This is a genomic window from Paenibacillus sp. FW126-R14 (assembly GCF_058789495.1).
The window spans coordinates 26,482-49,870 of the sequence record NZ_JBYTBS010000042.1; the positions used below are offsets into that span (position 1 = coordinate 26,482).

The window sequence follows — 23,389 nt, forward strand, 5'->3', positions numbered from 1 at the left end:
AACAGCAGGACGGAGACCGCTATGGCCTTTGGCATAAAAAGAGAGGAACTTATTCGTTGGCAGGAAGCCGTCAAGCGCGGCGAAATCGCCTTTTTAACCCACTATTGGCTCGATGAGCGATTTAGCGGCATAAAAACTGTGACAAAGGTAGGCTGTTCGAATTTGGAGCGGCTAACCACCTGGTGTGAGTCACACGGTCTCAATCCGCGTTATATTCACCATAGTCCTTCTTATCCCCACTACGACTTATTTGGACCCATCCAACGGAAAATATTAGAGCTTGAACAGCAATGGGAACAAATCGAAAGATTTCACCTGTAAAAAGAAAAACCTCCAATTCGTATTTCACGAATCTTGGAGGTTTTTGCCATTTGCAGCATCTCTTCTTAATCTCGTTTCAAGCCGGTTAATCGCGATGATGGAATAGTCGCCAAACGATGTAATTCTCTCACGGACAATCCCTGGAAAAGCCGGGTGGCTGATCTCCAAAGCATCATTGAGCTCATTGTACCAGGGCAACAGATTCATTTTAATAACCAAAACCCGATTTTTCACTTTCTGCCTCCACCTTTACTATGCTATGTTAGTACTATATTCGCTTTACTCTGCTAGTGTACTAGATGATTTCTCCATTTCAACCGTGCGATCGCCCCCATCTATTTATTTAGCATATATTTGGCAAACACTAGAGGAGTTTCATATGTCCGGTAATAGGTTTCATCCATTTTTAGCTTCTTGAATTCATACCTTTGATCCCTTCCATTGACCTCAATGAACCAAATATGACCCGTTTGATCAATGCCCATGTCGAGTCCCACATCCGCCAGAATCGGCAATCGTTCACCCAAAATTCCAGCAATTCGAAGCGATACCTTCTCTACCTCCGCTTTCATGTCTTCAGGATGAAAGCCGCTGCCTGCAAACAATTCCTCGCATCGCCGGGCTTCACCGCCTTTGGCCAGATTCGTCACCTGCCTGTCGGGGGCGGCGACTTTTCCTGCGATCCCGCTTACCTGCCACATCCCTTTTTCACCGCGCTGAACCGAAACTCGTAAATCATAGGGTCTGCTTTCGTATGTCGCTAAAGGAATGGCTTGTTGGATAAGATAAGAATGCTTCCCGACCTTCTCCTGAATATAGGCGAGCGCCTTTTCCTTGCTTACCCGTTTGGGTTGGCTATTGCTCCAGAACAGCCGCCAAGTATCATCCGTTTCCTTGGAAAGCTTAATAATCCCCTGCCCAATTGAGCTGTTCGTCGGTTTGACGAAAAATGCCGGGAATCGCTCCATAGCCTCTAGCAAATTCGTCCGAGTATACGCTAAAGTCTCGGGGAGGTGTTCCCGCAGCGACTTTTTCGTGTATAACAGCTTGTTGATTCGCAGTTTGTCATAACGATTCTGACGATTAAAGATTAAACTTGAACGGGCGAGACGTTTCAATTTTGCTTGCAAGTCAGGTTTCAGTGACATCGCACGGTTATGGATGACTTTCGGGATGGGAAGCCGGATCAAGCGATAAGCATCGTTCTCAACGTATAAACCAATGACTGTATTCCCTTTCGGCTGCTGCAAGCACATATAAAAAATTTTGATACCGAGCTTCTCGGCCGCTTGATTATAAAGATCAATCTGTTCATACCCTGTTTGTTTACGATGAATGCCTGCATATGTTTCCCGATCCAGAAGAATGCCAACTACATTGCGCACGTTAACACCTCCACCAAGTAAAATCATCTTTATTACTGTATGCAATTGGTGTCTATCTGGTCCGAAGCGAGCTAGTTCATGTGTTTTTTTCACATGAACTTTCGGGCCGCGAGCAGCAAATAAGGATAAACGACTGCGTCGTCCTTTTAGAACGGGTGCGTTTTCCAAGGTAGGCACGAAGTGAAAGTATAAACTTATACTTTCTGAACTACGAAAAAAAACCTAGCCTTGCGGCTAGGTCTTTGTCTAAGCTTATACGTTGGAGCGTGGGGAGGGAATTGGGAATAGGATGATTCCGGCCGTTTATTTCCGTTACACCGATCGGGCTGCAGGAGTCCTATGGCTCATCACGCTTCGGACACAGCAGCCGTTATTTTTGCGAAAAGCGTCGTGTCCTCTCTGCTGTCGGACACCAGGGGACTTATTTGCCAACTGCGAAGAGAAATCAGTCCCCAATTGAGCAAGCAGCAGCGCTGGTGTCCGTTACATGCTCGGTGAGGCTCTTTTTCATTGAATAAGAGCCTCTCTGACCGTTAGCAAGGAAAACAACGTCTCACCCTCTCTATCTCCAACCAACACTCTCAAACCAGAGCGCTTCCTGATCATGCTCGACTGCTAATCGAATATAGCTAACCATATTATCCGGAAGCTCATCCATAGGAAACCACTTCAACTGCTCGCATTTCTCGGGCTCCATATTCGTGATTTCCCCGTTCCATTCGCGGGCGATCAGGAAGAAATCCACCCACTCGGATGACGTATTCTTGCGGTGCATCATCCCAATCACAGTCAGCTGCTCCGGCAAAATGTCAACCCCTGCCTCTTCCTTCGCTTCCCGGATCGCCGCCGCAACGACTTCCTCATGGCCGTCCATCCTTCCGGCAACGACGCTCCAATTGCCGTCCTGAAATCCGGTATTTTGCCGCTTTAATAATAAAACCTCATCATTTCGATAAAATAAAATGTGTACCGATCCATATAAAATAGGTGCTCGCATGGTGATCCTCCAAATTTTTGTTTCCGAGTGAACCTCATCTATTTTACATGATCGCTCTGAAACGATAAAGCCACATCCAAAAAGCCGTCTTCGCTCGAGTACATCGCGATGTCCGCTTTGCCGTTACCATCGAAGTCTGCGACAGAAAGTCGCTCGTTCGCTTTTCCCCACGGTCCAAAAATGGATAACAGCTTATATGTCCCGTCATCTGTTTGCTGATACACGCGATGGGTTAAGTTTTTTGAATCCCAGCGGAGAATATCCTCTTTCCCGTCTCCATTAAAATCGCCGAACCGAATGTTGCCCAGCTCATCCGGAATGTCGAGCTCTACCGTCTTTAGCTTCCACTGCATTTTCGCCTGATCAAGCTCAAATTCCACACCTTGCGACGTATTCTCTTTAAATAGCATTAATTTTTGTTCGTCGTGGTGCAGCATGCTTCGAACGATCAAATCACGGGATGTGCTTGACTTGAACGTATAAGGCTTAATGGCTTTAACTTCGCCTTCATGCATGTAAACACCAAGCAATTTGGTCCGATCCTGCGACTGGCCGGCAAGAATACAGTCTCCATTGGGCTGTCTTATTTCATATAAGTCGTACCACCGATTGGCTGGAATCGTCCACATCTCGCTTCGTTTGAAAGAACTGCCGGTCGATGCGTAGGCTTCAAGCTTGCCCGTTGGCCGCACGATCCAAAGTCCCTTTTTCTTGCCATCGATCTTACTGTTCAGACTAAAAGCGGAACCATCGGTATACGGTACCGATGCCCACTGCTGGGGAGCCGGCTGGCGGTCATTGCGCAATTCCTTAAATTGCCCTTGGATGACTGAGATTGCACCAGCTTGCTTATCCCAAGTCACAATATCCGCCTGATCTCTGCCGCTGACATTTCCAATTTGCACAAGCGTCGATTTCGGGTTTCCGACCTTCACGCGCTGAGCAGGCGTAAAAGGCACATAATCATGGATAGAATAAAAAGGATACCCCTTCATCTGGATTTGTTTGATGAGTCTTTGCAGCACGCTTTTGTTGTCGCCTTCATATTGGTAGACCGGGATGCCTTCCCTGCTGACAGGAATGCCCAACTCATCGAGCGTTGGCTCCAAATGACTGAATTCCAAAAAAGGATGATAGAAAAAAGAATAAATGCGTCCAGGCACCGCTAATTGATTCAAAATAAACTTCTCATCTTTACCTGCTGGAATGTAGGAAAGTGTTGTCGGCACATACACGCTCCCCAGAGAAGCGCTCCCAAAACCTTTGTTTACAAAATTTTCATATTTCGCTGCCGGCGGATTCGGATCAATCGTTACATCCGGTTGATACTGCAGTCCAAAATAAGACCGAAACACCTTATCCTGCTCAGGCGCAGTGTGATAGTGCGGCGCTTCCCAGAACTCAGGCGTAATACCGGCTTTGCGGAAGCGCCCCCAGCCTTCTTTTACCCGACTCTCCGCAAAAGCAGCGGTCGCTGTTTCCGGCAAATCACTGATGTTAAACTCATTGCCGATTCCGGATGCATGATGGCCATCCTCGCGGCGCACATCTCCCACCTGATGCGTATAACCGTGCATGCCGATTGTTGCGTGGTGCGCGGCCGCATCTTTAATAATCTTGTTAAACGCCTGTATATACGTATCGTCCAACTGATCGATGGATTTATCGTAACGGGCTCCTTCCGCCGATATATTAATCCACCGGGGAACGACTCCCACGCTGAAATGCACCTGCTGCTCATCCAAATAGTCAAGGACAGCCCTTAGCTTGCCAAGCCCCTCAAGTGTACTATAATAACCGCCAGGTCCGATGTCTTCCAAACGAAGCATCATAAATCGCGGATTGTTATCGGCCCCTTCTACTGTCATGATATGATACAGCCCGAGAAATAAACCGCAGGACACTAATCCGGCAATCGCATACCGCAGCCAGCCATTTTTTTGCCATAACTTTTTCATCAAGCAAATTCCCCCCAAGAAAGCTGAACCCATGATGTTAATGAATAACGGTTATGATCGATCGTGATACGTTAATAATTGGCTGTAACCGGCTCTATTTCCTTTCCAAAAAATGATGAATCATTTCGAATGAGTGGGAAATCATTATTTCTACACCATTCAGGCAGCTTTTTGTAAGCGCTATTCGACCAAGTCGTTTGACTCAGTTAAAATGAAGTGCTACAATTCAAGCAAATTTGGTTAACGCTATCCAAGGAGGGGATGACCCTTGCATCGATTTACACGGAGGCACCAATGGAAAATATTGGTCTGGATCATTCTCGGCTTATTCGTATTTCCTTTGACACCGCCAATTTCACATCATTTTTCTTCCGATACCGAAATACTTGTTCTTGCCAATACGACGCAAGTTCTTTCCATTCAGGATCTTTCTCCTGCCAAGAAAACGATCTATAAACACATCGATAAGCTTCAATGGCCTTATGATGTTTATACCCAGTATGAAATTACCGTTTTTGTCATTTTTATCGTTTATATAGTGAAGAAGATTTGGCTAAGATTAAAAGCGATACTGCTCTCCTTCCTTAAATTCATTTCGGGTTACACGGGCCTCATTTATTCTATTTCATAGGCGCTAATGGAAATGAAATATGGAAAAGAGGAACCTACATGTCTAACCAACCTAATGGAATTGAACAAACAATCTCTCAGCACCAAAAGTTGACCAGGCTCAAATTTTTACGCAGAATCTTGTTTATGATCATTGGATCAGGCCTAGTGTCTGTAGCTTTAGAAGTCTTCCTGGTACCGAACAACATTATTGATGGCGGTATCGTCGGTATTTCGATTATCTTGTCACACTTAACACATTTGTCTTTAGGAATTTTTCTTGTTTTGCTAAATTTACCGTTTTTATTAATCGGCTATAAACAAATCGGTAAAACCTTTGCCCTATCGACGCTATTTTCTGTCATCCTAATGTCCATCGGAACGACCCTGCTGCACCCGGTGCAAGCGTTCACGATCGATCCCTTGTTAGCTGCAGTATTCGGCGGTATTATTCTAGGTATCGGCGTCGGGCTTGTCATCCGCTCCGGCGGCTCGCTCGATGGAACTGAAATCGTCGCCATCTTGTTCAGCAAGAAGTCGCCTTTCTCCGTTGGCGAAATTGTTATGTTTTTCAACTTCTTCATTCTAGGCAGCGCAGGATTCGTATTCGGATGGGATCATGCGATGTACTCGCTGATTGCGTATTATATTGCTTTTAAAATGATCGATATTACGATCGAAGGTCTGGATCAATCCAAATCGGTTTGGATTATCAGTGATGAGTTCAGCAAAATCGGGGATTCCATCACCTCCCGGTTAGGCCGCGGCGTCACCTACTTGAACGGGGAAGGCGCGTTTACCGGAGATGATAAAAAGGTTATTTTCAGTGTCATTACCCGACTGGAAGAGGCCAAATTGAAGTCCATCGTCGACGAGCTCGATCCCAAAGCCTTTCTCGCCATCGGCAATATCCACGATGTCAAAGGCGGACGCTTCAAGAAAAAGGACATTCACTAAAAGAGACTGTCTGCGAAGAACCACAATAGATACATCCGTGGTCAAAATAAGGAAAAATGTTCCCTCTAATTTGACTACAGGAGCTTGCTAGATCCATTTAGTCGGAAAACTCCCTCTATTTGCGCCGGTTTCGTGAGAATTCACGGAATTCGGTCAAAGTAGCGGGAGTTTTTTCTTTTATTTTCCCCGAGTGGTCAACTTCGAAGCAATTTAGATGGAGATTTTCCAGTTATCTAACTGTTGACGTCCGTCACAGGCGTAACAAAACTTTCCCCATCTGCCTCTTCTTAGCTCCAGTAGCCCCTCAGATCGATCTTCTGGCCGCTCTTCGCGCTGTCTAAGGCGCCAAGCACCATCGCCATGCTCTTGATATTGTCGCGGCAGTCCGTCTCCGCAGGGCGCCCTTCCTGCAGCGCTGCGAACATCTCGTCCAGACCGCCCGCATGGCCGCTCCGGCCCGGCCAATTCACCTCCGCGTCAACTCGCGTATGCTCGCGGAGGAACTTGCCGGTCTGGTCGCCGCCGGCCACGATCTCGGCGTACGGCGCCCCCGCGCCGTCCCAAATCGCCGTGCCCCTCTCGCCCGTCACGCGCCATGACGCCTCCCAAGAGGTCGGCGCTCCCTCCGCGCACCAAGAGCCGCGGTAACAAAAAACCGTGCCGTCTGACATCTCATAGATGCAGATCGCAGAAGCATTCCCGGCGTACCAGGAGCCCGGCGGGTTAAATTCCTGGCAGTACACCGACACGGGGTCTGCCCCCGTAATCAAGCGAGCCTGATCGAACGTATGGATCGCCATGTCAAGAATTAGCGGGCTTTCCATCGCATCGCGAAAGCCCCCGAAATGCGGGCCGAGGAAGAAATCGGCCCCCACAAAGCCCACGCGGCCGATCGTGTCCGCGTGGATCAGTTCCCGCAGGGCGCGGATGTTCGCGTTGTAGCGGCGGTTTTGCATGACGGACAGCGATTTCCCCGTCCGCTCCGTCAGCTGCACGAGCTCCCGCGCTTCCGCCATCGTGGCGGCCATCGGCTTCTCGCCGAAGACATTGCAGCCATGACGCAGCGCCGTTGTCGCCACTTGGAAATGGCTGGCCGGAATCGTAATGTCCATCACCAGATTCGCGCCGGTTTCGCCAATGGCTTGCTCCAGATCCGTGTAAACGCCGCACGTCAGATGATGGCGGTCCGCCATCGCCTGCGCAAATTCCTTTTTAATGTCGACGAGGGCCGCGATCATGCAATCCTCCCGTTTGACCAAATAATCAACCCAGACATTTGCCATGCTTCCGCAACCTGCAATTACAATTCGATACATAGCCGTCATATGTACACGCTCCTCTGCAAACTCAATCTTTCTTTCATCGCTGCAAAAAAGACGCCTGCTCCCATATAGCAGTACGTCTTTGCCTTTATCTATCCGTGTTCTAACGGTAAGATTCAAATAAATCAAACATGAAATGCATCGCTTCTTCCTCATCTTTGCCCTTCGTTAGCAAACGCAGCGTTGTCCCCGCTCTAATAGGCACTAACAGCATGCCCAGCAAACTTTTCACATCCACACAGTGCATCGTATGATCGTACTCAAAATCAATCGTAATGTCCGAAACAAAATGAGAAGACTTAGCCGAAATAGCCGTTAAATCGCTCCGCTGCAAATCAGCATGAATTTCGAATTCATGTACTCTCATAGACGCGCCTTCCTTATGTTTGAAATGTAGGAAATCTCATCTTTCACTTTAAATTGTACCACGAGTTCTGCGAAATTTCTTCCATTTCCGGTAGCTTCTTCGCACCACATTCAAAGCAAAATCGGGAATTGGCAATTTACGCACCCATGGGAAATAGAAACGGTCATACGCACTTTTCAAATCGTCCCACATGGGACAAAATTCATTTTTCATAAAATCCGAAACGTCAACGACCAACCCTCTGCCGTCTTTCATCATCACATTTTTGCCGTGTACGTCATGTGGGTTCAGCCCTCTGCTGACAGCGTAAGCAAGCGCCTCATCTATATCCTTAATCACTTGCCGGGGAATTGGAATTCCGCGATGCAAGCATTTGTATAAAGTAACGCCTGTCAACCGTCGCAATACTAAGTAATTATCTCCTGCGTGCAGGCATTCGGAATACGCGGGGTGTGTGCCAAGACGGCGGTATACTTCCGTTTCTTCCTCTATACCCGGTCTCCCCGGGGCATAAACTTTGACAACAAGATCGGCATAATCCGGGTGCATAAGTACTGCGGCATAGTTACCTGAACCAAGCAGTTTCCATGGCTCCGGCATATAATGAACGACAATCGGTTCGTACGGTTGTTCACTGTATATTTCTAATTGAGGCAGCAATTGATGTTCAATCTCTAGCAACCATGGTTTTGGCATGGGGTCTCCCAATTTCCCTTCCCCTCGAATAAGTGCGCGCTCCAACCGGGACTCGCCAACTCGCGGTTTGTTAATTTCTGCTATGTGTGGTATTATACAAAGATATTTGTGCAAAGTGAAGTGTTGATTATGATTCTATTATTTATTACTAGATTTTATTATATAAAGCCCAACAATCCCTTGATCTGAGCTCGCCTTAGGTCAAGGGATTTTTTTTCCTTCGGGAAACACTTCTGTAGGAGGTCATCATTAATGACTGCGGACAACAAATCATCCGTACTGGCGATATGGCTATCGCTGATCAGCAACATTTTTCTCACCATTATGAAAGTGGTTATCGGGTTATGGTTCCAAAGCGAAGTCTTGTTAGCCGACGGACTCCATAACGCAGGCGATATTATCGCCACGATTGCGGCGCTTAGCGCTATGCGAATATCCAAACTCCCTGCCGATGAGGACCATCCTTACGGACATGGCAAAGCCGAGGTACTTGGCTCCGGATTCGTTGCCTTCATCCTGCTTATCGCTGCACTTTATATCGGCTATCATTCTACCCTCGCTCTCTTCGATGAGCCTCAAACGCCAAGCTGGATCGCTTTTTCCGCCGCTGTCCTATCAACGCTTTGGAAATACGCGCTTTACGTATATACGATGCGCATTGGCGTTCAAACGAACAGCAAAGGCTTAATTGCGACTGCGAAAGATCACTTGGCGGATGTCTATGCGTCGCTGGCAGCCGTTGTCGGGATTGGTTTAGCTTTTATCGGCAGGGCTTACGATATTCAATGGCTTTCCTTTGGCGATGCCGCAGCCGGAATCATTGTGTCCTTCCTCGTTTTAAAATTAGCGGTAGAAATGGGCAAAGAATCCTTTGACATTTTGATGGAGAAAACGGTCGATCAAGAGAAGCTTCACGAATACACGCGACTAATTGAAGCCGTGCCTCAAGTCAAACGAATTGACCGCATTCGCGCACGGGAACACGGTCATTACATTCTGGTCGATGCCAGAATATCCATCCCCGGCGAGCTTACGGTCCAAGAAGGCCATGATATCACTCGCGTGATCAAAAAATCCATTATGGACCAGCATGCTGATGTTGACGAGGTGCTGATTCACTTGAATCCTTGGTACGAAGAGTAAAGAAAGACGCTAGTCAGGATAACAAGCCTGTCTAGCGTCTTTCTTATGTTAAATAACGTTATTTCCCCTCAAAGAACCGAAGATAGGCCCCATAGCCTTCTTTCTCCAAGTCAGCTAACGGAACGAAACGCAGCGCAGCCGAATTAATGCAGTACCTGAGTCTGGTCGGACCCGGTCCGTCATTAAATACATGCCCCAAATGAGAATCCGCTTCCTGACTGCGGACCTCCGTCCTGACCATGAAATGGCTGGTGTCGATTTTTTCCTTTACGCTGCCTTCGAAGACAGGTTTCGTAAAGCTCGGCCAACCGCAGCCTGAATCGAATTTATCCATGGACGTAAAGAGCGGCTCGCCGGAGACGATGTCCACGTACAATCCTTTGTCATGGGAATCCCAGAACTCATTGTCAAATGGCCGCTCCGTCGCATTATTTTGCGTGACTTCATACTGCAGCGGCGTAAGATTCTTCCTGCGCTCTTCTTTATCTTTGGCGGTATTCCAATGCTTCTCAATAAAGGCATCGCGCCCTGACCCTTTGCGGTAAGCTTTATAGCGCACCGGATTTTTCTGGTAATAATCCTGGTGATAATCCTCTCCCGGATAGAAGGCATCCGCGTCGATACGCGCAATTTCCGTCGCAATCGGAGCGTTGAAGCGGCCGCTGTCCTGCAGGGCTTGCTTGGAAGCTTCAGCCTCGGCCATCTGCTCGTCGCTATGGGCGAATATAGCCGTGCGATAGGAGGAGCCGCGGTCATGGAACTGGCCGCCTGCGTCCGTCGGGTCAATTTGACGCCAAAAAGTGTCCAGCAATTTATGGTATGAAAATAGTTCAGGGTCAAATGTAATTTGAACGGCTTCTGCGTGGCCTGTTGTTTCCGAGCATACTTCCTGGTACGTCGGATTGCTCGTATGGCCGCCAATGTATCCGGATACGACGGACACAATCCCCGGCAGTTGGTCGAACGGCGTTACCATACACCAGAAGCATCCCCCGGCAAAGGTCGCCTTGTCATAATTGATTTGCTGAATATTAGAATCCATCTCTTTCTCCACCTCTTTCATTAAACTCACCTCTATCATACCAAAAGATTGCTCCATAACCAAAAAAGACACCGTCCATTTGTGTGAACGGCGTCTTGCTTATGTTATTGACTTACAGATTGTTGAAAATGTCAGTAAGCACAGGAACGATTTGCGATTTGCGGGAAACTACGCCTTTCAGCAGCGCTTTGTTATCCGCAAGTGTTACATTGTACGCTTTCTCAACAGCGTCAGCTTTGCGTCCGAGCGCAAGACCGACGGAATCATTGTTAAGAATGTCCGTCACAACAAACAGGAACAAATCCAAGTTTTTCTCTGCAATGATCGTATTCAAAGCAGCTTCAATTTCCGCTTGTTTGGCAAGCACTTCATTTACATCCACCGCGTTCACTTGTGCGATTTCAGCTTTGTAGCTGCCCATTTGGAATTCTTTGGCATCCAAGGAGATCAATTGCGCAACCGTTTTGTCGCTCAAATCAGCGCCGGCTTTCAGCATTTCAAGTCCATAAACCTCAGCCTCTACGCCAGCGATAGCTGCAAGCTCACGAGCTGCTGCCACGTCTTGCTCCGTGCATGTCGGGGATTTGAACAACAAGGAATCGGAAATAATGGCGGAAAGCATTAAACCAGCAATGTCCTTATCGATGGACACGCCGTTCTCTTTGTACAATTTATTCAAAATAGTCGCGGTGCAGCCTACAGGCTCAGCACGGTAGTATAGCGGGTGGCTGGTCTCAAAGTTCGCAATACGGTGATGGTCAATAACTTCCACTACACGTACTTGATCGATATCAGTGGCACTTTGCTGACGCTCTACGTGGTCAACCAAAATCACGTTCGCCGCTTCATTGGCAACAGTCTCAACTTGACGAGGCGCCGCAACTTTAAACGTATCCAGCGCATATTGCGTTTCACCGTTCACGCTGCCGAGACGAACGGCTTCAACCTCTTGGCCCAGCTTCGTTTTCAGTGCCGCATAAGCAATTGCGGATGTGATTGAATCGGTGTCCGGATTTTTATGTCCGAAAATAAGAGTTTTTGACATGGTACGACTCCTTAAAAATAATAGTGTAATGAGAATTTTGAAATCTCTACCTACGATTATACTAGAAAATCCGGTTAAATCCACTCTAAGCTGTAAAGGGTTCCCTGCCTCGCCGTTTCACTCATTTCCGTGAACTGCGCATTGCGAACAAAAGCTCGGGGCCATCCGGCTGATGCGTACCCGCTTCGACAAATTGCCGATACGCTTCCGATTCCATCGGATAGATCGCAATTTTGCCTTCTTCGTTGTAATGAACCCCCCACCCGTGCTTCTTGGGAAGCATGGACGCTCTCAGACACGGATGATTTCTGGCGAACAGCTCTTCCCTTATTTCTGCGCCACGCAGCTCGCGTTCCCCTTCCGGGATTTGTTTATGCTGCATGTAAACCTCATAGATCAGCTCGCCCTGCGTATATTGGTAAGGGTTTTGCGACAACAGCTCGTATTGAATTCTGTGTGCGGTTTTGCCTTCTTTTTTCATAGGGGGGACGACTCCCGTTTCAACCGGGCAATCCGCAGCAACTTGAATGAACGTATTTCTATAACTCATATGCTCATCGTTATAGGGCATAGACCAAACTCTCTCCTCGCAGCCATATTTATTCCATTATACACCAATTTTCGATCAAGCTTTCATATAGGCTTAGGATTTACCGCCAAAATGTATTATACTTTGGTCAACTACTTATTCAGGAGACATGTATGAATGGAACTTCTCCCCCCTACCAATTATGAAATCGCTCAAGTTTGCTTGCTGGCCGGCAAAATCATGCTCGAAAACGGCGGAGAAACGTATCGTGTTGAAGATACGATGGCCCATGTCGCCGAGGGCTTCGGAGTGCCTAACTCGCACAGCTTCGTCACGCCGACCGGCATCATTTTCTCGATCGATGGACCTGAGCAGACAACCAGACTGATTCGGATATCTGCGAGATCGACGGATTTACATAAAGTAACCTTGGTGAATGCCATCTCAAGGCGCATCAGCCAAGGCGAATTGACGCCTCAAGAAGCTCATCGCCTGCTAAAGGAGATCGATGCCGCCAATACGGGCTTTCCAACTTGGATCAAAATCCTTTCCGCAGCGCTTGCAAGCGGCTGTTTTTTAATTATGTTCCAAGGTGAGTGGCGTGATTTCCTTCCGGCTTTTGTTGCAGGCGGGGCGGGTCTCGCCTCTCTCGGCTACTTTCATCGTCTGGTGCCGATTAAATTTTTTGCCGAATTTCTGGCCTCATTATTTATTGGAGCGTTAGCTTTCTTGTTCGTGTTCTCGGGGATTGGGCATGCTCTGGACACCATCATTATCGGCTCGGTAATGCCGCTTGTTCCGGGACTTCTCATTACGAATGCAGTTAGGGATTTAATGGCCGGACACTTTGTTTCAGGACTTTCTAAAGGGGCTGAAGCTTTTCTAACGGCCTTTGCCATCGGTGCCGGCATCGCCTTTGTCCTGTCCTTTTATAACGGGGAGGGGTTGGTATGAATATGCTGGAACAGCTCGTCACCAGCTTTATCGCTACGGCTGCGTTCGCTATTTTGTTCAATGTGCCAAGAAACACAATCGTTCAATGCGGTTTCATCGGCATGGTCGGGTGGATGCTCTACGCCTCCTCCCTGTTGATTCCGTTAAATCCCATCCTGGCAACCTTGATTGCCTCTTTCTTCGTCACGGTGATGAGTCAATTTTTTGCGAGATTATACAAAACTCCCGTTATCGTTTTCAGCATCGCCGGGATCATCCCTTTGGTGCCAGGCGGATTAGCGTATGACGCAATGAAAAATGTCGTCCTTAATCATTACGATCTTGCCGTGCAGCTGGCTGCAAAAGCCTTCATGCTTTCAGGCGCAATCGCGATGGGGCTTGTCTTCTCCGAAGTGTTGAACCAACTTTTTCGCCGGACAAAATCGTAATACACTTGACCTATTACTATAGGTCGCGCCTTTTTTATAGTTTTAAACTATAAAGGTAATCGGATTTATGTCTTAGATTTTCCCTGCCGTTCCCATTAAAATAATCCTATGAAGCACGGGCCCGCTAACCGACGAAATGGAGTTGATCTACCGATGAATATAGAATCTAACGATCGCATTACGACGAAATTCAATGAAATTGCAGAGAAATACGACAGTCAACGAAGAAAGCTCATTCCCTGCTTTGATGATTTTTACAATACAGCCGCCTCCCTTGTTCAGGTCCATGCGGTTTCTCCGCACATTCTTGATCTTGGCGCAGGAACCGGGCTCCTCTCCTCTTATATCCTTAACCGGTATCCGCATGCCAAGCTTACGCTCATTGATCTTTCCCAAGGCATGCTCGACATCGCCAAGCTTCGTTTCGGAGAGCATCATCCCAACTTAACGATCCAGGCAGGGGATTATACGGCATTTGAGTCGGAAGAACCCTTTGATTGCGTCGTCTCTGCACTGTCTATTCACCATCTGGAGGATCAAGCTAAACAAGACCTGTTCGCACGGATTTATAAACTGCTTAAGCCAGGCGGCATATTCGTAAATGCCGATCAAGTTCAAGGGTCCAGCCCTTTCCTTGATCGCTTGTACCGTACGGATTGGGAAGCCAAAATTGAAGCTACAGACTTAAGCCCTGAAGCTCTTCAAGCAGCCTATGAAAGAACGAAGCTCGACAAAATGGCTCCTCTCGATCAGCAGTTAACCTGGCTGAAAGACTGCGGCTTCGAAGATGCGGATTGTGTCTACAAATATTATAATTTCGTCGTTATGTATGCGCGAAAGCCGGAGGCATAACCTTTCACCATAAGGTAGGCTTCGCCACCATGAACCACATCATGGCCAGCGTGATGATCACATACCAAATTAACGCGTTTCGCAATTGATTCACCAATACGTTCCGGTCGTCATGCGGTGCGCGAAGCTTGCGCAAAATCGGTGAAAACGCACGCGCAATAAAGTATAAAGAAGCCACCATAATTAGCACCGTGATAACGATCCATGATGTTTTCCACGTCCATGCCGTTATCCAAGTGAGCAGAATCCCCGTCGCTACCAGCACATGGCCGGCATGCTTCGTCAACCGCACCGTAATGCGAAACGGCTCCAAATATTCCGGCAGGAGCTCAAACGGCGCGTTTCTTATTTTAACTAATAATGGAAATAACACAAAATAAGGCCCTATGCTTAGTACAACACTAAAAATATGAATATATAGCAGCAATACGTACCACGACAATGCCATCATCCTTCTTCTAAAAAATTCAACAAAACAGTGCGGATCGCACGATCCACACTGTTTTGCGTTCTTCATTTATTCGGCTTTTTGAAATTCGTGTACCCATACTTTCATTTGCGGCAGCCAAGGCATACCCGGATGTATGGATAAAATGCTGTCACGATATTCGTCAATGGTTTCATGCCCTTCGGCTTTTGCATCTTCCACCGTCAGATCGCCCAGCGCTTGCTGGTAAACCTTAGTTACTGTGAAAGAGCTTCCTTGCAAATCCATTGTTTCACCGATATCTGCATAGCGTCCGTTGCGTCTGCAAGCCGTTTTCTGGCCTGCCAGAACTTTGCTGACTTCAGCTTCCTTAGTCACAAGACGGTCGATGGAGCAAGTTTTTGGCGGTAATGTTTCGTTCATATGTGTTTCCCTCCTTTTTCCAGTACTCATTATAGCGAATGAAACATCATTTGTCGAACTGTTCAGTTCGCTATTCTCGCAGCGCTTCCTTCAATTTCGTGGACATACTGTCCATCGAGCCCGCTTGAGGCCGTTTAACCCCTCGCAGCTTAGCAATTTCTTGCTTTAGCCTTTCGTTTTCAAGCTTCAGCCTCTCAACCTCTGCGATTAATTGATCTTTGTCCATTTCGTTCACCTAAGCTTTCGATAAAAATGCCCCCATGACTGCTTGCAGAGCATCACGTCGGATTCTCTCCATGCGGCAAAGGGGCGTATGTAAAACTTATTTCTTTAACTCAATCGTATAAAGACGAGCGGATTCTCCCCATACTTCGCCAGGCTCTAAGCTTGCCAGACCGATTTGGTCTCCCGGTAAATCTACATTCGGAGCGTTGACCAGATTCATTTGCGGCTCCGGACAGAAAAATCCTTCCGCAGCGCCATTATTCCAAATCATCCACTGCTTATAGGAAGTGCCGACATCATACACCAGTTTGACGCCTGCGCGGGAGTCTGTCAACTCCATGTAGTTGCGTCCATTTTGCGGAGCGGTTGTGTAATGGTTGTCCATGGACTCGAAGAACGGCGACAAGCCGCCTGTTTTCATCTTGGCTTCTTCCTCCGATAACGGCTGGTAGTTGCCGGTCGGCAGCATTCTCTCGCTCATTTCCCAGCGATCTCCGATCGTCATTTTAAAGCTGTAGTCCGAGGCCTGAGAGTTTGGCGCAAAAGGTGCATTGATCGTCGTATGGTAGGCGATTAAGCAAGGCATTGCTTCTTGCCCTTCATTATGAACGGAAATATGCTGGTGTAAACCGAATTCGTTCAGTACATATGTCAGGCGAATAGTAAATTCGAACGGCAAGTAGGTATAAACCGAATGCCCTTCTCTGACGCGAAGCGCTAAGGTTACACGGCTCTCGCTTTCATCTTGGCCAAACTTCTCAACGGCCCACGGAATATCATGAACAAATCCATGCAGATGATTGCCTGTTCTCGGCTCATTAATCGGGAATTGAAGAACTTTCCCCTTCCAAGGAAATTTCCCGTCTTCATAACGGTTAGGCGGAAATAGGACAGGGATGCCATGTATTATAGGACGTGCTTTAAACGCTTCCATCTCATCAAGGGATGGCTCGCGCAGAAAGCGGTATTCCTTTTCATTGTCTCTAAAAGCAATCAGGTTCGCGCCAATTTCCGGCAGAACGGCAGCCTCATAACGGCCTGCTTGCAGCCATACGGCTTTCTCCCCTTGGAAAGTTCCTTCATAGGCTTTCACTGTCATGTCGTGTTATCCTCCTAATGCATTGCCCCTAAATATGGACAGGCTCGTATGAATTTAACTTTATAGCATGAGAAACATGGAAGTCAATGGATGAAAATAGCGCTGACATCGACAAAAGTGACTTCTTTATCATAGTGTCAAAAAGAAAACCGTCTTCCATAAAAGGAAGAACGGTCTTCTTTTTGATTCCTGCACGGAGCTGCTTTTGCTCCCCTAGCGTTTCCAAGCCGCCTCGCTCCAACGAAGCTCGTTACGGAACTGCAGCGTTGACGTGTTCTTATTAATAATCACCACTTCAACGCCAGCCAGTTCAGCCCAGTCCACGAGCTGCTCCGTGCTTACGTTGTAGGAGAATACGGTATGATGTGCTCCGCCAGCGTAGATCCAAGCCTCCGCTGAATCGCGCAGCGACGGCTGCGGCTTCCACAGGACGCGCGCAACAGGCAGCTTAGGCATCGCTTTCGCCGGTTGAACCGCATCCACCTCATTAATCAGCAGGCGGAAACGGTTGCCCATATCGATCAGCGATGCATTCAGCGCCGAGCCGGAAGCGCCGTCGAAGACGAGACGTGCCGGATCGGCTTTCCCGCCGATCCCCAGCGGGTGAACTTCGATTTTGGGACGCGTTGCTGCGATCGTCGGACATATTTCCAACATATGAGCGCCAAGAACCAGCTCTTGCCCCGGTTCCATGTGATACGTATAGTCCTCCATGAACGAAGTGCCTTCGTTGCCCGCGATAATTTTCATGACGCGGGTGAGCGCTGCCGTCTTCCAGTCGCCTTCGCCGCCAAAGCCGTAGCCTTGCCCCATCAAGCGCTGAACGGCAAGCCCAGGCAGCTGCTTTAACCCATGCAGGTCTTCAAATGACGTCGTGAACGCGCCGAAGCCGCCTTCCTGCAAAAAGCTTTTCATCCCAAGCTCAATGCGCGCTTGCTCGCGAATGGCTTCACGCACCGGTCCTGCCGAGCGTCCTTCAGGCGTTATGTCATAAACTTCATTGTATTCATCCATCAATTGATCCACTTCTGATTCGGAAATGTCTCTGACGCGCTGAACAAGATCACCCACGCCATAACCGTTAATGGACCAACCAAATTTAATTTGCGCTTCGACTTTATCGCCTTCCGTCACGGCGACTTGACGCATGTTATCGCCAAAGCGCGCCACTTTCAGACTGCGGCCTTCAACGAACGCAACCGCCGTGCGCATCCATCCGGCAATGCGGGAGAGGACCTCCGGATCTTCCCAGTAACCGACGACCACTTTCCGGGAAATGCCCATTCGTGCGCCGATGAAGCCGTATTCGCGATCGCCGTGCGCCGCTTGATTAAGATTCATGAAATCCATATCAATCGTTTCCCAAGGGATATCGCGATTAAATTGCGTATGCAAGTGGAGGAGCGGCTTGCGATATTCGGCAAGGCCGGCAATCCACATTTTGGCCGGGGAAAATGTATGCATCCAAGTAATGATGCCTGCGCAATTGTCATCGGCATTGGCATCCAGACAAAGTCTGCGGATCGCATCCGGCGTAGTCAAGACAGGCTTGAACACAAGCTTGCTTGGAATCGACGCATCACGGTCAATCCCTTCCGTTATTTGTTTGGAATGTTCTTCCACCTGAAGCAAAGTCTCAGGTCCATACAAGTGTTGACTTCCGGTTACGAACCAAAATACTTTATCTGAAAAAGAGTTCATGGCAATTTGCCTCCCTGGAATTTGGAATATGGAATGTGGAATGAGGGGAAATGAAGAACAGGAATTAGTGCTTGGCTTCCTCACGGATTGCACGAAGACGCTTCATCACATGATTTTCTCCGCGTCCGAAATAATCGTGCAGCTTGCTGTACTCTTGGTACAGCTTCTCGTAAACCGCCACATTTTCCGGAACAGGTTTAAATGTTTCTTTGCGTACGCGCGCCATTTTTTGTGCGGCATCTACGATATTGTCGTACCCGCCTTTAGCAGCGCCTGCGGCTACCGCTCCGAACATGGCCGCGCCCAGCGCCGGCGTTTGCTTGGAATCCGCGATTAGAATCTCGCGATTGGTCACATCCGCATAGATTTGCATCAACAGGCGATTCTTTTGCGGAAGCCCGCCGCATGCATACAATTCCTGTACTTCAACCCCGTTATTGTGAAAGGCGTCAACAATTTTACGAGTTCCGAATGCCGTTGCCTCCAGCAGCGTCCGGTAAACCTCTTCCGGCCTCGTCAGAAGCGAGTAGCCCAGAATAAGGCCATTCAGCTCCGTGTCGACCAGCACCGAACGGTTCCCATTCCACCAGTCGAGCGCAAGCAAGCCTGTTTCGCCTGGTTTGTAAGCGGATGCACGACGCTCCAGCCATTCATGCACATTCGTTCCTTCCTGCTCCGCCGCTGCTTGCACATAAGCAGGCACCCCTTGTTCCACGTACCAGGCAAAAATATCGCCAACCGCAGACTGTCCCGCCTCATAGCCCAAATATCCCGGGATGATCCCGTCTTCGACAACACCGCACATGCCTTCGACTTCCCGCTCCTCTGTGCCGAGAAGCATATGGCAAATCGAAGTTCCCATCGCCATCACCAATTTCCCAGGCGTTACAACGCCAACCCCCGGTACAGCCGCGTGCGCATCGACATTTCCTACAGCAATGGCAATGCCTGGCTGCAAGCCCATGGATTTCGCCATAGCTTCCGTTAATTCTCCGGCTTTCGTGCCAAGAGCCACAACTTCGCCGCGCAGCTTCGTTTGAGTTAAATCCTCTAAACGCGGGTCAAGCGCTTTAAAGAACTCGTTGCTCGGATAGCTGTCTTTCTTATGCCAGATCGCTTTATAGCCGGCCGTACAGCTATTGCGTACAATGTCTGCTGACCCTGTCATCTGCGATACAACCCAGTCGGTCGCTTCCAGGAAACGATCGGTTTGCTCGTAGATATCCGGCGCTTCATTCAAAATTTGCCAAACCTTCGCAATCATCCACTCCGACGAAATTTTCCCGCCGTACCGGGGAAGGAAGGCCTCTCCTCTGTGCTTAGCAATTTCATTGATTTGGTTCGCCTCGTCTTGCGCGGCATGATGCTTCCACAGCTTCACCCAACTGTGCGGATTATTCATCAGCTCCGGGTTGAAACATAGCGGCTGGCCCTGCGAATCCACCGGAAGCATCGTACACGCCGTGAAATCGATGCCAAGACCGATAATATCTGCCGGATCCACGCCAGACGCTTGCACGACGGCCGGAACCGAACGCGTCAGTACATCCAAATAATCCTGCGGGTGCTGAAGCGCCCAGTCATACGCAAGTTTAATGCCGGATACCGGCAGCTTCTCATCAATCACGTTGTGCGGATATGGGGTCACATGGTCGGCAACTTCAGTACCGTCACTCAAATCCACCAGAACGGCGCGGCCGGATTCCGTGCCATAGTCAACGCCAATCGCATACTTTTTGGACATAGAGAACCTCCTTAGAATTTCCAATCTCTATGTCCAGTATAGCACTTGTACGTACAAGTTGGCTAGATGTAATTTTTTTCCGCTAGATGCCGATCGTAGACTCCCTTACGATTAATTCTGGCTTATAAATTTTCCCGGTCTCTCTCCCGATTGCCCGCTTATTCTCAATCATATCGATCAAAAGCTCAGCAGCATCCGCACCTAATTCGGTTTTGGGATGTGTCAGCGTCGTCAGTTTCACCTCGGTAGCTGTCGCTAAAGAGGAGTCGTCAAAGCCCACTAAAGAGACATCCTGTGGAACTTGAAGTCCAGATGTACGTACAGCCTCTAGCAAATGCACAGCCAGCTCATCGTTGTAACAAACGAAAGCTGTAGGACGCTCGTCCTGAACAAGCAGCGTCAGCGCATGATCGTACGGCTTCCGCCTTTTTTCCTCCGTCGAGTAGTGAATGACCAGTTCAGGCAATAATGGAATTTGGTAGTGATGATGCGCGCGAATAAATCCTTTCAGGCGATTGATCCCCTGCAAATCGTCCGTCTTGAAAAAGCCGGCAATCTTGCGATGCCCCAGCTCAATCAGATGCTGTGCCGCCTTAAAGCCGCCCTCTTCGTCGTCCACGACCAGGGACGGACAATTCATTTCGGGATACCGTTCATTAATCATCAAATACGGAATATGCTGGTAATCGAGCGAAAGGTAATAGTTGATATTCGGATTGCCTTCGGCGCTTTTCGTAGGTTCAATAATCAGCCCGCTTAAGGGCTGGCTCAGCATCATGTCAAGACTTTCCTTTTCTTTGTCTTTATCGTTATCCGTCGATGACAACACAAGTCTGTAGCCTCTGGAACGCAAGGCTGACTCCGCCCCCCTCACAATATGGGGAAATATATAATCGGATATATAGGTGGTCAAGATGCCGATCGTCTGCACATCGCGGCCTTTTTGCGTTTGCGGCGTAGACACAAAGGTTCCTTTTCCTTGCATCCGGTACAGCCACCCCTCCTGCTCCAGCTCGCCAAACGTCTGGCGAACCGTCTGCCGGCTCATCTGGAATTGATCGGCAATCTCATTCTCCGAAGGCATCTGATCGTTCGGTTTCAGTTTCCCGGTATGAAGCCACGATAAAATTTCCTGCTTTAGCTGCATGTATTTCGGCATTTGCTTTTCTTTCATATTTCGGTTTCTCCTCAGGCGTATGATTCTGAACGTATTATACCATTCGCTTAACTTGTATGTACATATTGTGGGGGATAAGCGATAAGTGTCATGGTGGAGGAGCTAAGTATGCGCATTAACCGGCCCATCCTTGCAAGCAACAAGGATAAACGACTTCGTCGTCCTTTTAGGACGAGCGCGTTTGTCAAGGTAGATGCGAAGCAAAAGTATACAACTTATACTTTCTTATCTACGCACAAAAAACCCGCAAAATCACGGGTTCCGTTGTTTTCTACTGGCAATGATCGATTGATAATGAGGCTGCATATCCGCCATAGGAAGTACGTGAAAGGTTTCAATGTCGAAAACTTCGCCAACCCGCTCCTGGATTTGCGCATCTTCATAGAAGGCGAAAAACCGTTGCGGCCTGTACGAATCATTTTCCCAAATTCCCTCGCTCTCATATCCTCCATACAGTCCAAGATAGAAAAAACCTTCAGGCTTCAGCACACGTTCAATGTTCTCCAGTACTTGCTCAAGACTGCTCTTAGGCACATGCAGCAGCGTATTCATGGACCATACAGCGTCAAACGACGCCGCCGGCAAATCCAGTGCGAAGAAATCCATGGCAAAGGCTTCAAGCCCTTTTTCACGGCAAATCGCGACCATCTCGTCCGACAAATCGATGCACACGACATCACAGCCATGCTCCCTCAAATAGTCAGCCTGATGTCCCGGCCCGCTGCCGAGATCCAAAACCCGCTTGCCGCCGCCCCCCGTTTGAGCCTGCCGATTTAAATTCGCAAGAAAACGGTCCAGCTCGTCGATTTTCCACGACTGCATGATTTCCCCGTTCCGCAATCTGGCCTGCTGATCGTAACTTGTCTTAAGCACCTGTTTTACCTCTGAATCGTTCCGAGACTCCAAGCCTATTTTCCCCCTTACGGACTGCGTCCGTCTCGCAGCTATTTTTCTAGAGCCTGAAGACCTGCATTCACAAGCAGATCGAACCACTCGTCTTCTTCCAAAAGCTCTTCCACCGCTTCGATATCTTCTTCTTTACCTGACTCGCTCAAAAAGTTCAGCGCATAGCTCCAATCGTTCTTGCCCTTCAAGCTTTGCAGTGTAATCTCGTAGGGATGCTCATGACCTTCTACACCAAACTGCACATGACCAAGATAGCCGTCTTCTTTGCTGTGTTCCATATTTGCTTTTAAAATATTAATCATGTTCATCTTCCTTTTCTGTAATTTGTCCCCTATGATCCTCGACTTCCTTGTGTTCCGCTTCTTCCTCGTAATCCTGAAGCTGCGTCAACCACGTCCAAATCGCTTCAATCGTCGTTTGCAAATTCGTTGCATCCCGCCATACATAGGGTTTGTGATCCCGAAAATAGTCGGCATGCCCGCCAATAATTGGCAGCGTGATCCGGTGAACCGGAGCATGCTTCATCCGATGCCATCGGCGAACGCCAAGCCGGGACTTCATCCAGCCCCCCCAGGTGCCCAGCCGCGGAATCGGGTCGTTCTTTTGATCCAGTTGATTGGTTCCATTCAAATATAAAACCCGGTTCGTAAGTTCCGGCGGAATCGCGCATTTCGGCGAACCGATTTGAACGACCCCAAGGATTGGGACGCCTTTCTTCATCAGAGCACCTGCCGCCTGGATCGACGCCACGGCTCCGGCGCTGTGACCTATCAAGAGCAATTTCTGATTCGAGCCTAATTGATTGGCAATCAGCTTCATTAAGCTTTTGCCGCCATAACGCGAAGGCTTCCCGTGGGCATTATTCCAAAGATCGCTTGCTATTTCGCGAAGCTGCTTTTGGCGCTGCCGGCTCCAATCGCCATACGGAAAATGAATCACAACGCGAACGCGCGCCCCCGCCTCTTCAAAGCAGGCAGCGAGCGCCTCGCCGAACCGGTCGAGAAAATCAGGCGCCGTCGCAAAGCCGGCCGTTATATAAATGACGATTTCCTCCGATGCGGAGCGAACGGTCATACTTTACT

General features: G+C 48.6%; 27 protein-coding genes. 7 read left to right on the top strand and 20 right to left on the bottom strand.

The window, feature by feature from the left end; all coding sequences use genetic code 11:
- The first annotated feature begins 21 nt into the window (after positions 1-21).
- Positions 22-321 carry a hypothetical protein gene (locus AC3WRW_RS23010; RefSeq protein WP_492548613.1) on the top strand — a complete coding sequence of 100 codons (300 nt, stop codon included), beginning with the start codon at positions 22-24 and terminating at the stop codon, positions 319-321.
- Positions 322-345: 24 nt separating this feature from the next.
- Here AC3WRW_RS23010 and AC3WRW_RS23015 read toward each other — a convergent pair whose 3' ends face one another.
- From AC3WRW_RS23015 to AC3WRW_RS23030, 4 genes are all read right to left on the bottom strand, one after another.
- Positions 346-555 (bottom strand): hypothetical protein, encoded by a 210-nt coding sequence (locus AC3WRW_RS23015; protein WP_492548614.1) that lies wholly within the window; start codon positions 553-555, stop codon positions 346-348.
- 101 nt (positions 556-656) lie between these two features.
- On the bottom strand, positions 657-1,706 hold the full coding sequence (locus AC3WRW_RS23020) for a YheC/YheD family endospore coat-associated protein (RefSeq protein WP_492548615.1): 1,050 nt from the start codon (positions 1,704-1,706) through the stop codon (positions 657-659).
- A 562-nt stretch (positions 1,707-2,268) separates the two neighbouring features.
- The gene (locus AC3WRW_RS23025; protein ID WP_492548616.1) at positions 2,269-2,703 is read right to left on the bottom strand and encodes an NUDIX hydrolase; all 435 of its coding nucleotides are present in this window, start codon (positions 2,701-2,703) and stop codon (positions 2,269-2,271) included.
- A gap of 38 nt (positions 2,704-2,741) precedes the next feature.
- Entirely contained in the window at positions 2,742-4,661 is a 1,920-nt protein-coding gene (locus AC3WRW_RS23030) for a DUF2334 domain-containing protein (protein WP_492548617.1), read from the bottom strand.
- 268 nt (positions 4,662-4,929) lie between these two features.
- Between AC3WRW_RS23030 and AC3WRW_RS23035 the strand changes: the two genes are divergently transcribed.
- A complete protein-coding gene (locus AC3WRW_RS23035) occupies positions 4,930-5,292 on the top strand; it encodes a hypothetical protein (protein ID WP_492548618.1) in 363 nt (120 codons plus the stop codon).
- Positions 5,293-5,330: 38 nt separating this feature from the next.
- Positions 5,331-6,227, top strand: a complete 897-nt coding sequence (locus tag AC3WRW_RS23040; RefSeq protein ID WP_492548619.1) for a YitT family protein — start codon at positions 5,331-5,333, stop codon at positions 6,225-6,227.
- A gap of 287 nt (positions 6,228-6,514) precedes the next feature.
- On the opposite strand, the gene AC3WRW_RS23045 is transcribed toward AC3WRW_RS23040, so the two are convergent.
- The 3 genes from AC3WRW_RS23045 to AC3WRW_RS23055 form a co-directional block, all read right to left on the bottom strand.
- Positions 6,515-7,552: a Gfo/Idh/MocA family protein gene (locus AC3WRW_RS23045; RefSeq protein ID WP_492548655.1), complete on the bottom strand. Its 1,038-nt coding sequence runs from the start codon at positions 7,550-7,552 to the stop codon at positions 6,515-6,517.
- Between the two features lie 100 nt (positions 7,553-7,652).
- Positions 7,653-7,916: an HPr family phosphocarrier protein gene (locus tag AC3WRW_RS23050; RefSeq protein ID WP_492548620.1), complete on the bottom strand. Its 264-nt coding sequence runs from the start codon at positions 7,914-7,916 to the stop codon at positions 7,653-7,655.
- A gap of 48 nt (positions 7,917-7,964) precedes the next feature.
- Complete coding sequence (locus AC3WRW_RS23055; protein ID WP_492548621.1) at positions 7,965-8,612, bottom strand: serine/threonine protein kinase; 648 nt, start codon at positions 8,610-8,612, stop codon at positions 7,965-7,967.
- A 252-nt stretch (positions 8,613-8,864) separates the two neighbouring features.
- On the opposite strand from AC3WRW_RS23055, the gene AC3WRW_RS23060 reads away from it, so the two are divergent.
- Positions 8,865-9,755, top strand: coding sequence for a cation diffusion facilitator family transporter (locus tag AC3WRW_RS23060; RefSeq protein WP_492548622.1), 891 nt, complete (start codon positions 8,865-8,867; stop codon positions 9,753-9,755).
- Positions 9,756-9,813: 58 nt separating this feature from the next.
- On the opposite strand, the gene msrA is transcribed toward AC3WRW_RS23060, so the two are convergent.
- The 3 genes from msrA to AC3WRW_RS23075 form a co-directional block, all read right to left on the bottom strand.
- The gene (gene msrA, locus AC3WRW_RS23065) at positions 9,814-10,797 is read right to left on the bottom strand and encodes a peptide-methionine (S)-S-oxide reductase MsrA (protein ID WP_492548656.1); all 984 of its coding nucleotides are present in this window, start codon (positions 10,795-10,797) and stop codon (positions 9,814-9,816) included.
- Between the two features lie 112 nt (positions 10,798-10,909).
- Complete coding sequence (locus AC3WRW_RS23070; RefSeq protein ID WP_492548623.1) at positions 10,910-11,842, bottom strand: manganese-dependent inorganic pyrophosphatase; 933 nt, start codon at positions 11,840-11,842, stop codon at positions 10,910-10,912.
- Positions 11,843-11,963: 121 nt separating this feature from the next.
- Positions 11,964-12,392: a DUF6157 family protein gene (locus AC3WRW_RS23075; protein ID WP_492548624.1), complete on the bottom strand. Its 429-nt coding sequence runs from the start codon at positions 12,390-12,392 to the stop codon at positions 11,964-11,966.
- A 156-nt stretch (positions 12,393-12,548) separates the two neighbouring features.
- Here AC3WRW_RS23075 and AC3WRW_RS23080 point away from each other — a divergent pair, with 156 nt between their 5' ends.
- The 3 genes from AC3WRW_RS23080 (at position 12,549) to AC3WRW_RS23090 (ending at position 14,605) form a co-directional block, all read left to right on the top strand.
- On the top strand, positions 12,549-13,325 hold the full coding sequence (locus tag AC3WRW_RS23080; protein WP_492548625.1) for a threonine/serine exporter family protein: 777 nt from the start codon (positions 12,549-12,551) through the stop codon (positions 13,323-13,325).
- Positions 13,322-13,753, top strand: coding sequence for a threonine/serine exporter family protein (locus tag AC3WRW_RS23085; protein ID WP_492548626.1), 432 nt, complete (start codon positions 13,322-13,324; stop codon positions 13,751-13,753). Before AC3WRW_RS23080 ends, AC3WRW_RS23085 begins: the two co-directional genes overlap by 4 nt.
- 153 nt (positions 13,754-13,906) lie before the next feature.
- Entirely contained in the window at positions 13,907-14,605 is a 699-nt protein-coding gene (locus AC3WRW_RS23090; RefSeq protein WP_492548627.1) for a class I SAM-dependent methyltransferase, read from the top strand.
- Positions 14,606-14,609: 4 nt separating this feature from the next.
- Here AC3WRW_RS23090 and AC3WRW_RS23095 read toward each other — a convergent pair whose 3' ends face one another.
- From AC3WRW_RS23095 to AC3WRW_RS23140, 10 genes are all read right to left on the bottom strand, one after another.
- Positions 14,610-15,032, bottom strand: a complete 423-nt coding sequence (locus AC3WRW_RS23095) for a hypothetical protein (protein ID WP_492548628.1) — start codon at positions 15,030-15,032, stop codon at positions 14,610-14,612.
- A 90-nt stretch (positions 15,033-15,122) separates the two neighbouring features.
- Entirely contained in the window at positions 15,123-15,455 is a 333-nt protein-coding gene (locus tag AC3WRW_RS23100) for an ASCH domain-containing protein (RefSeq protein WP_492548629.1), read from the bottom strand.
- 70 nt (positions 15,456-15,525) lie between these two features.
- Entirely contained in the window at positions 15,526-15,681 is a 156-nt protein-coding gene (locus AC3WRW_RS23105; protein WP_492548630.1) for a hypothetical protein, read from the bottom strand.
- A gap of 96 nt (positions 15,682-15,777) precedes the next feature.
- Positions 15,778-16,779, bottom strand: a complete 1,002-nt coding sequence (locus tag AC3WRW_RS23110) for an aldose 1-epimerase (protein WP_492548631.1) — start codon at positions 16,777-16,779, stop codon at positions 15,778-15,780.
- Between the two features lie 213 nt (positions 16,780-16,992).
- Positions 16,993-18,480, bottom strand: coding sequence for an L-arabinose isomerase (gene araA, locus AC3WRW_RS23115; protein WP_492548632.1), 1,488 nt, complete (start codon positions 18,478-18,480; stop codon positions 16,993-16,995).
- A 64-nt stretch (positions 18,481-18,544) separates the two neighbouring features.
- Entirely contained in the window at positions 18,545-20,224 is a 1,680-nt protein-coding gene (locus AC3WRW_RS23120; protein WP_492548633.1) for a ribulokinase, read from the bottom strand.
- 82 nt (positions 20,225-20,306) lie between these two features.
- Entirely contained in the window at positions 20,307-21,398 is a 1,092-nt protein-coding gene (locus tag AC3WRW_RS23125; protein ID WP_492548634.1) for a GntR family transcriptional regulator, read from the bottom strand.
- Positions 21,399-21,653: 255 nt separating this feature from the next.
- Positions 21,654-22,307 (bottom strand): class I SAM-dependent methyltransferase, encoded by a 654-nt coding sequence (locus AC3WRW_RS23130; RefSeq protein WP_492548635.1) that lies wholly within the window; start codon positions 22,305-22,307, stop codon positions 21,654-21,656.
- Positions 22,308-22,345: 38 nt separating this feature from the next.
- Positions 22,346-22,609 carry a hypothetical protein gene (locus AC3WRW_RS23135; RefSeq protein WP_492548636.1) on the bottom strand — a complete coding sequence of 88 codons (264 nt, stop codon included), beginning with the start codon at positions 22,607-22,609 and terminating at the stop codon, positions 22,346-22,348.
- Positions 22,602-23,381 carry a hypothetical protein gene (locus AC3WRW_RS23140; protein ID WP_492548637.1) on the bottom strand — a complete coding sequence of 260 codons (780 nt, stop codon included), beginning with the start codon at positions 23,379-23,381 and terminating at the stop codon, positions 22,602-22,604. Before AC3WRW_RS23140 ends, AC3WRW_RS23135 begins: the two co-directional genes overlap by 8 nt.
- Positions 23,382-23,389: the final 8 nt, after the last annotated feature.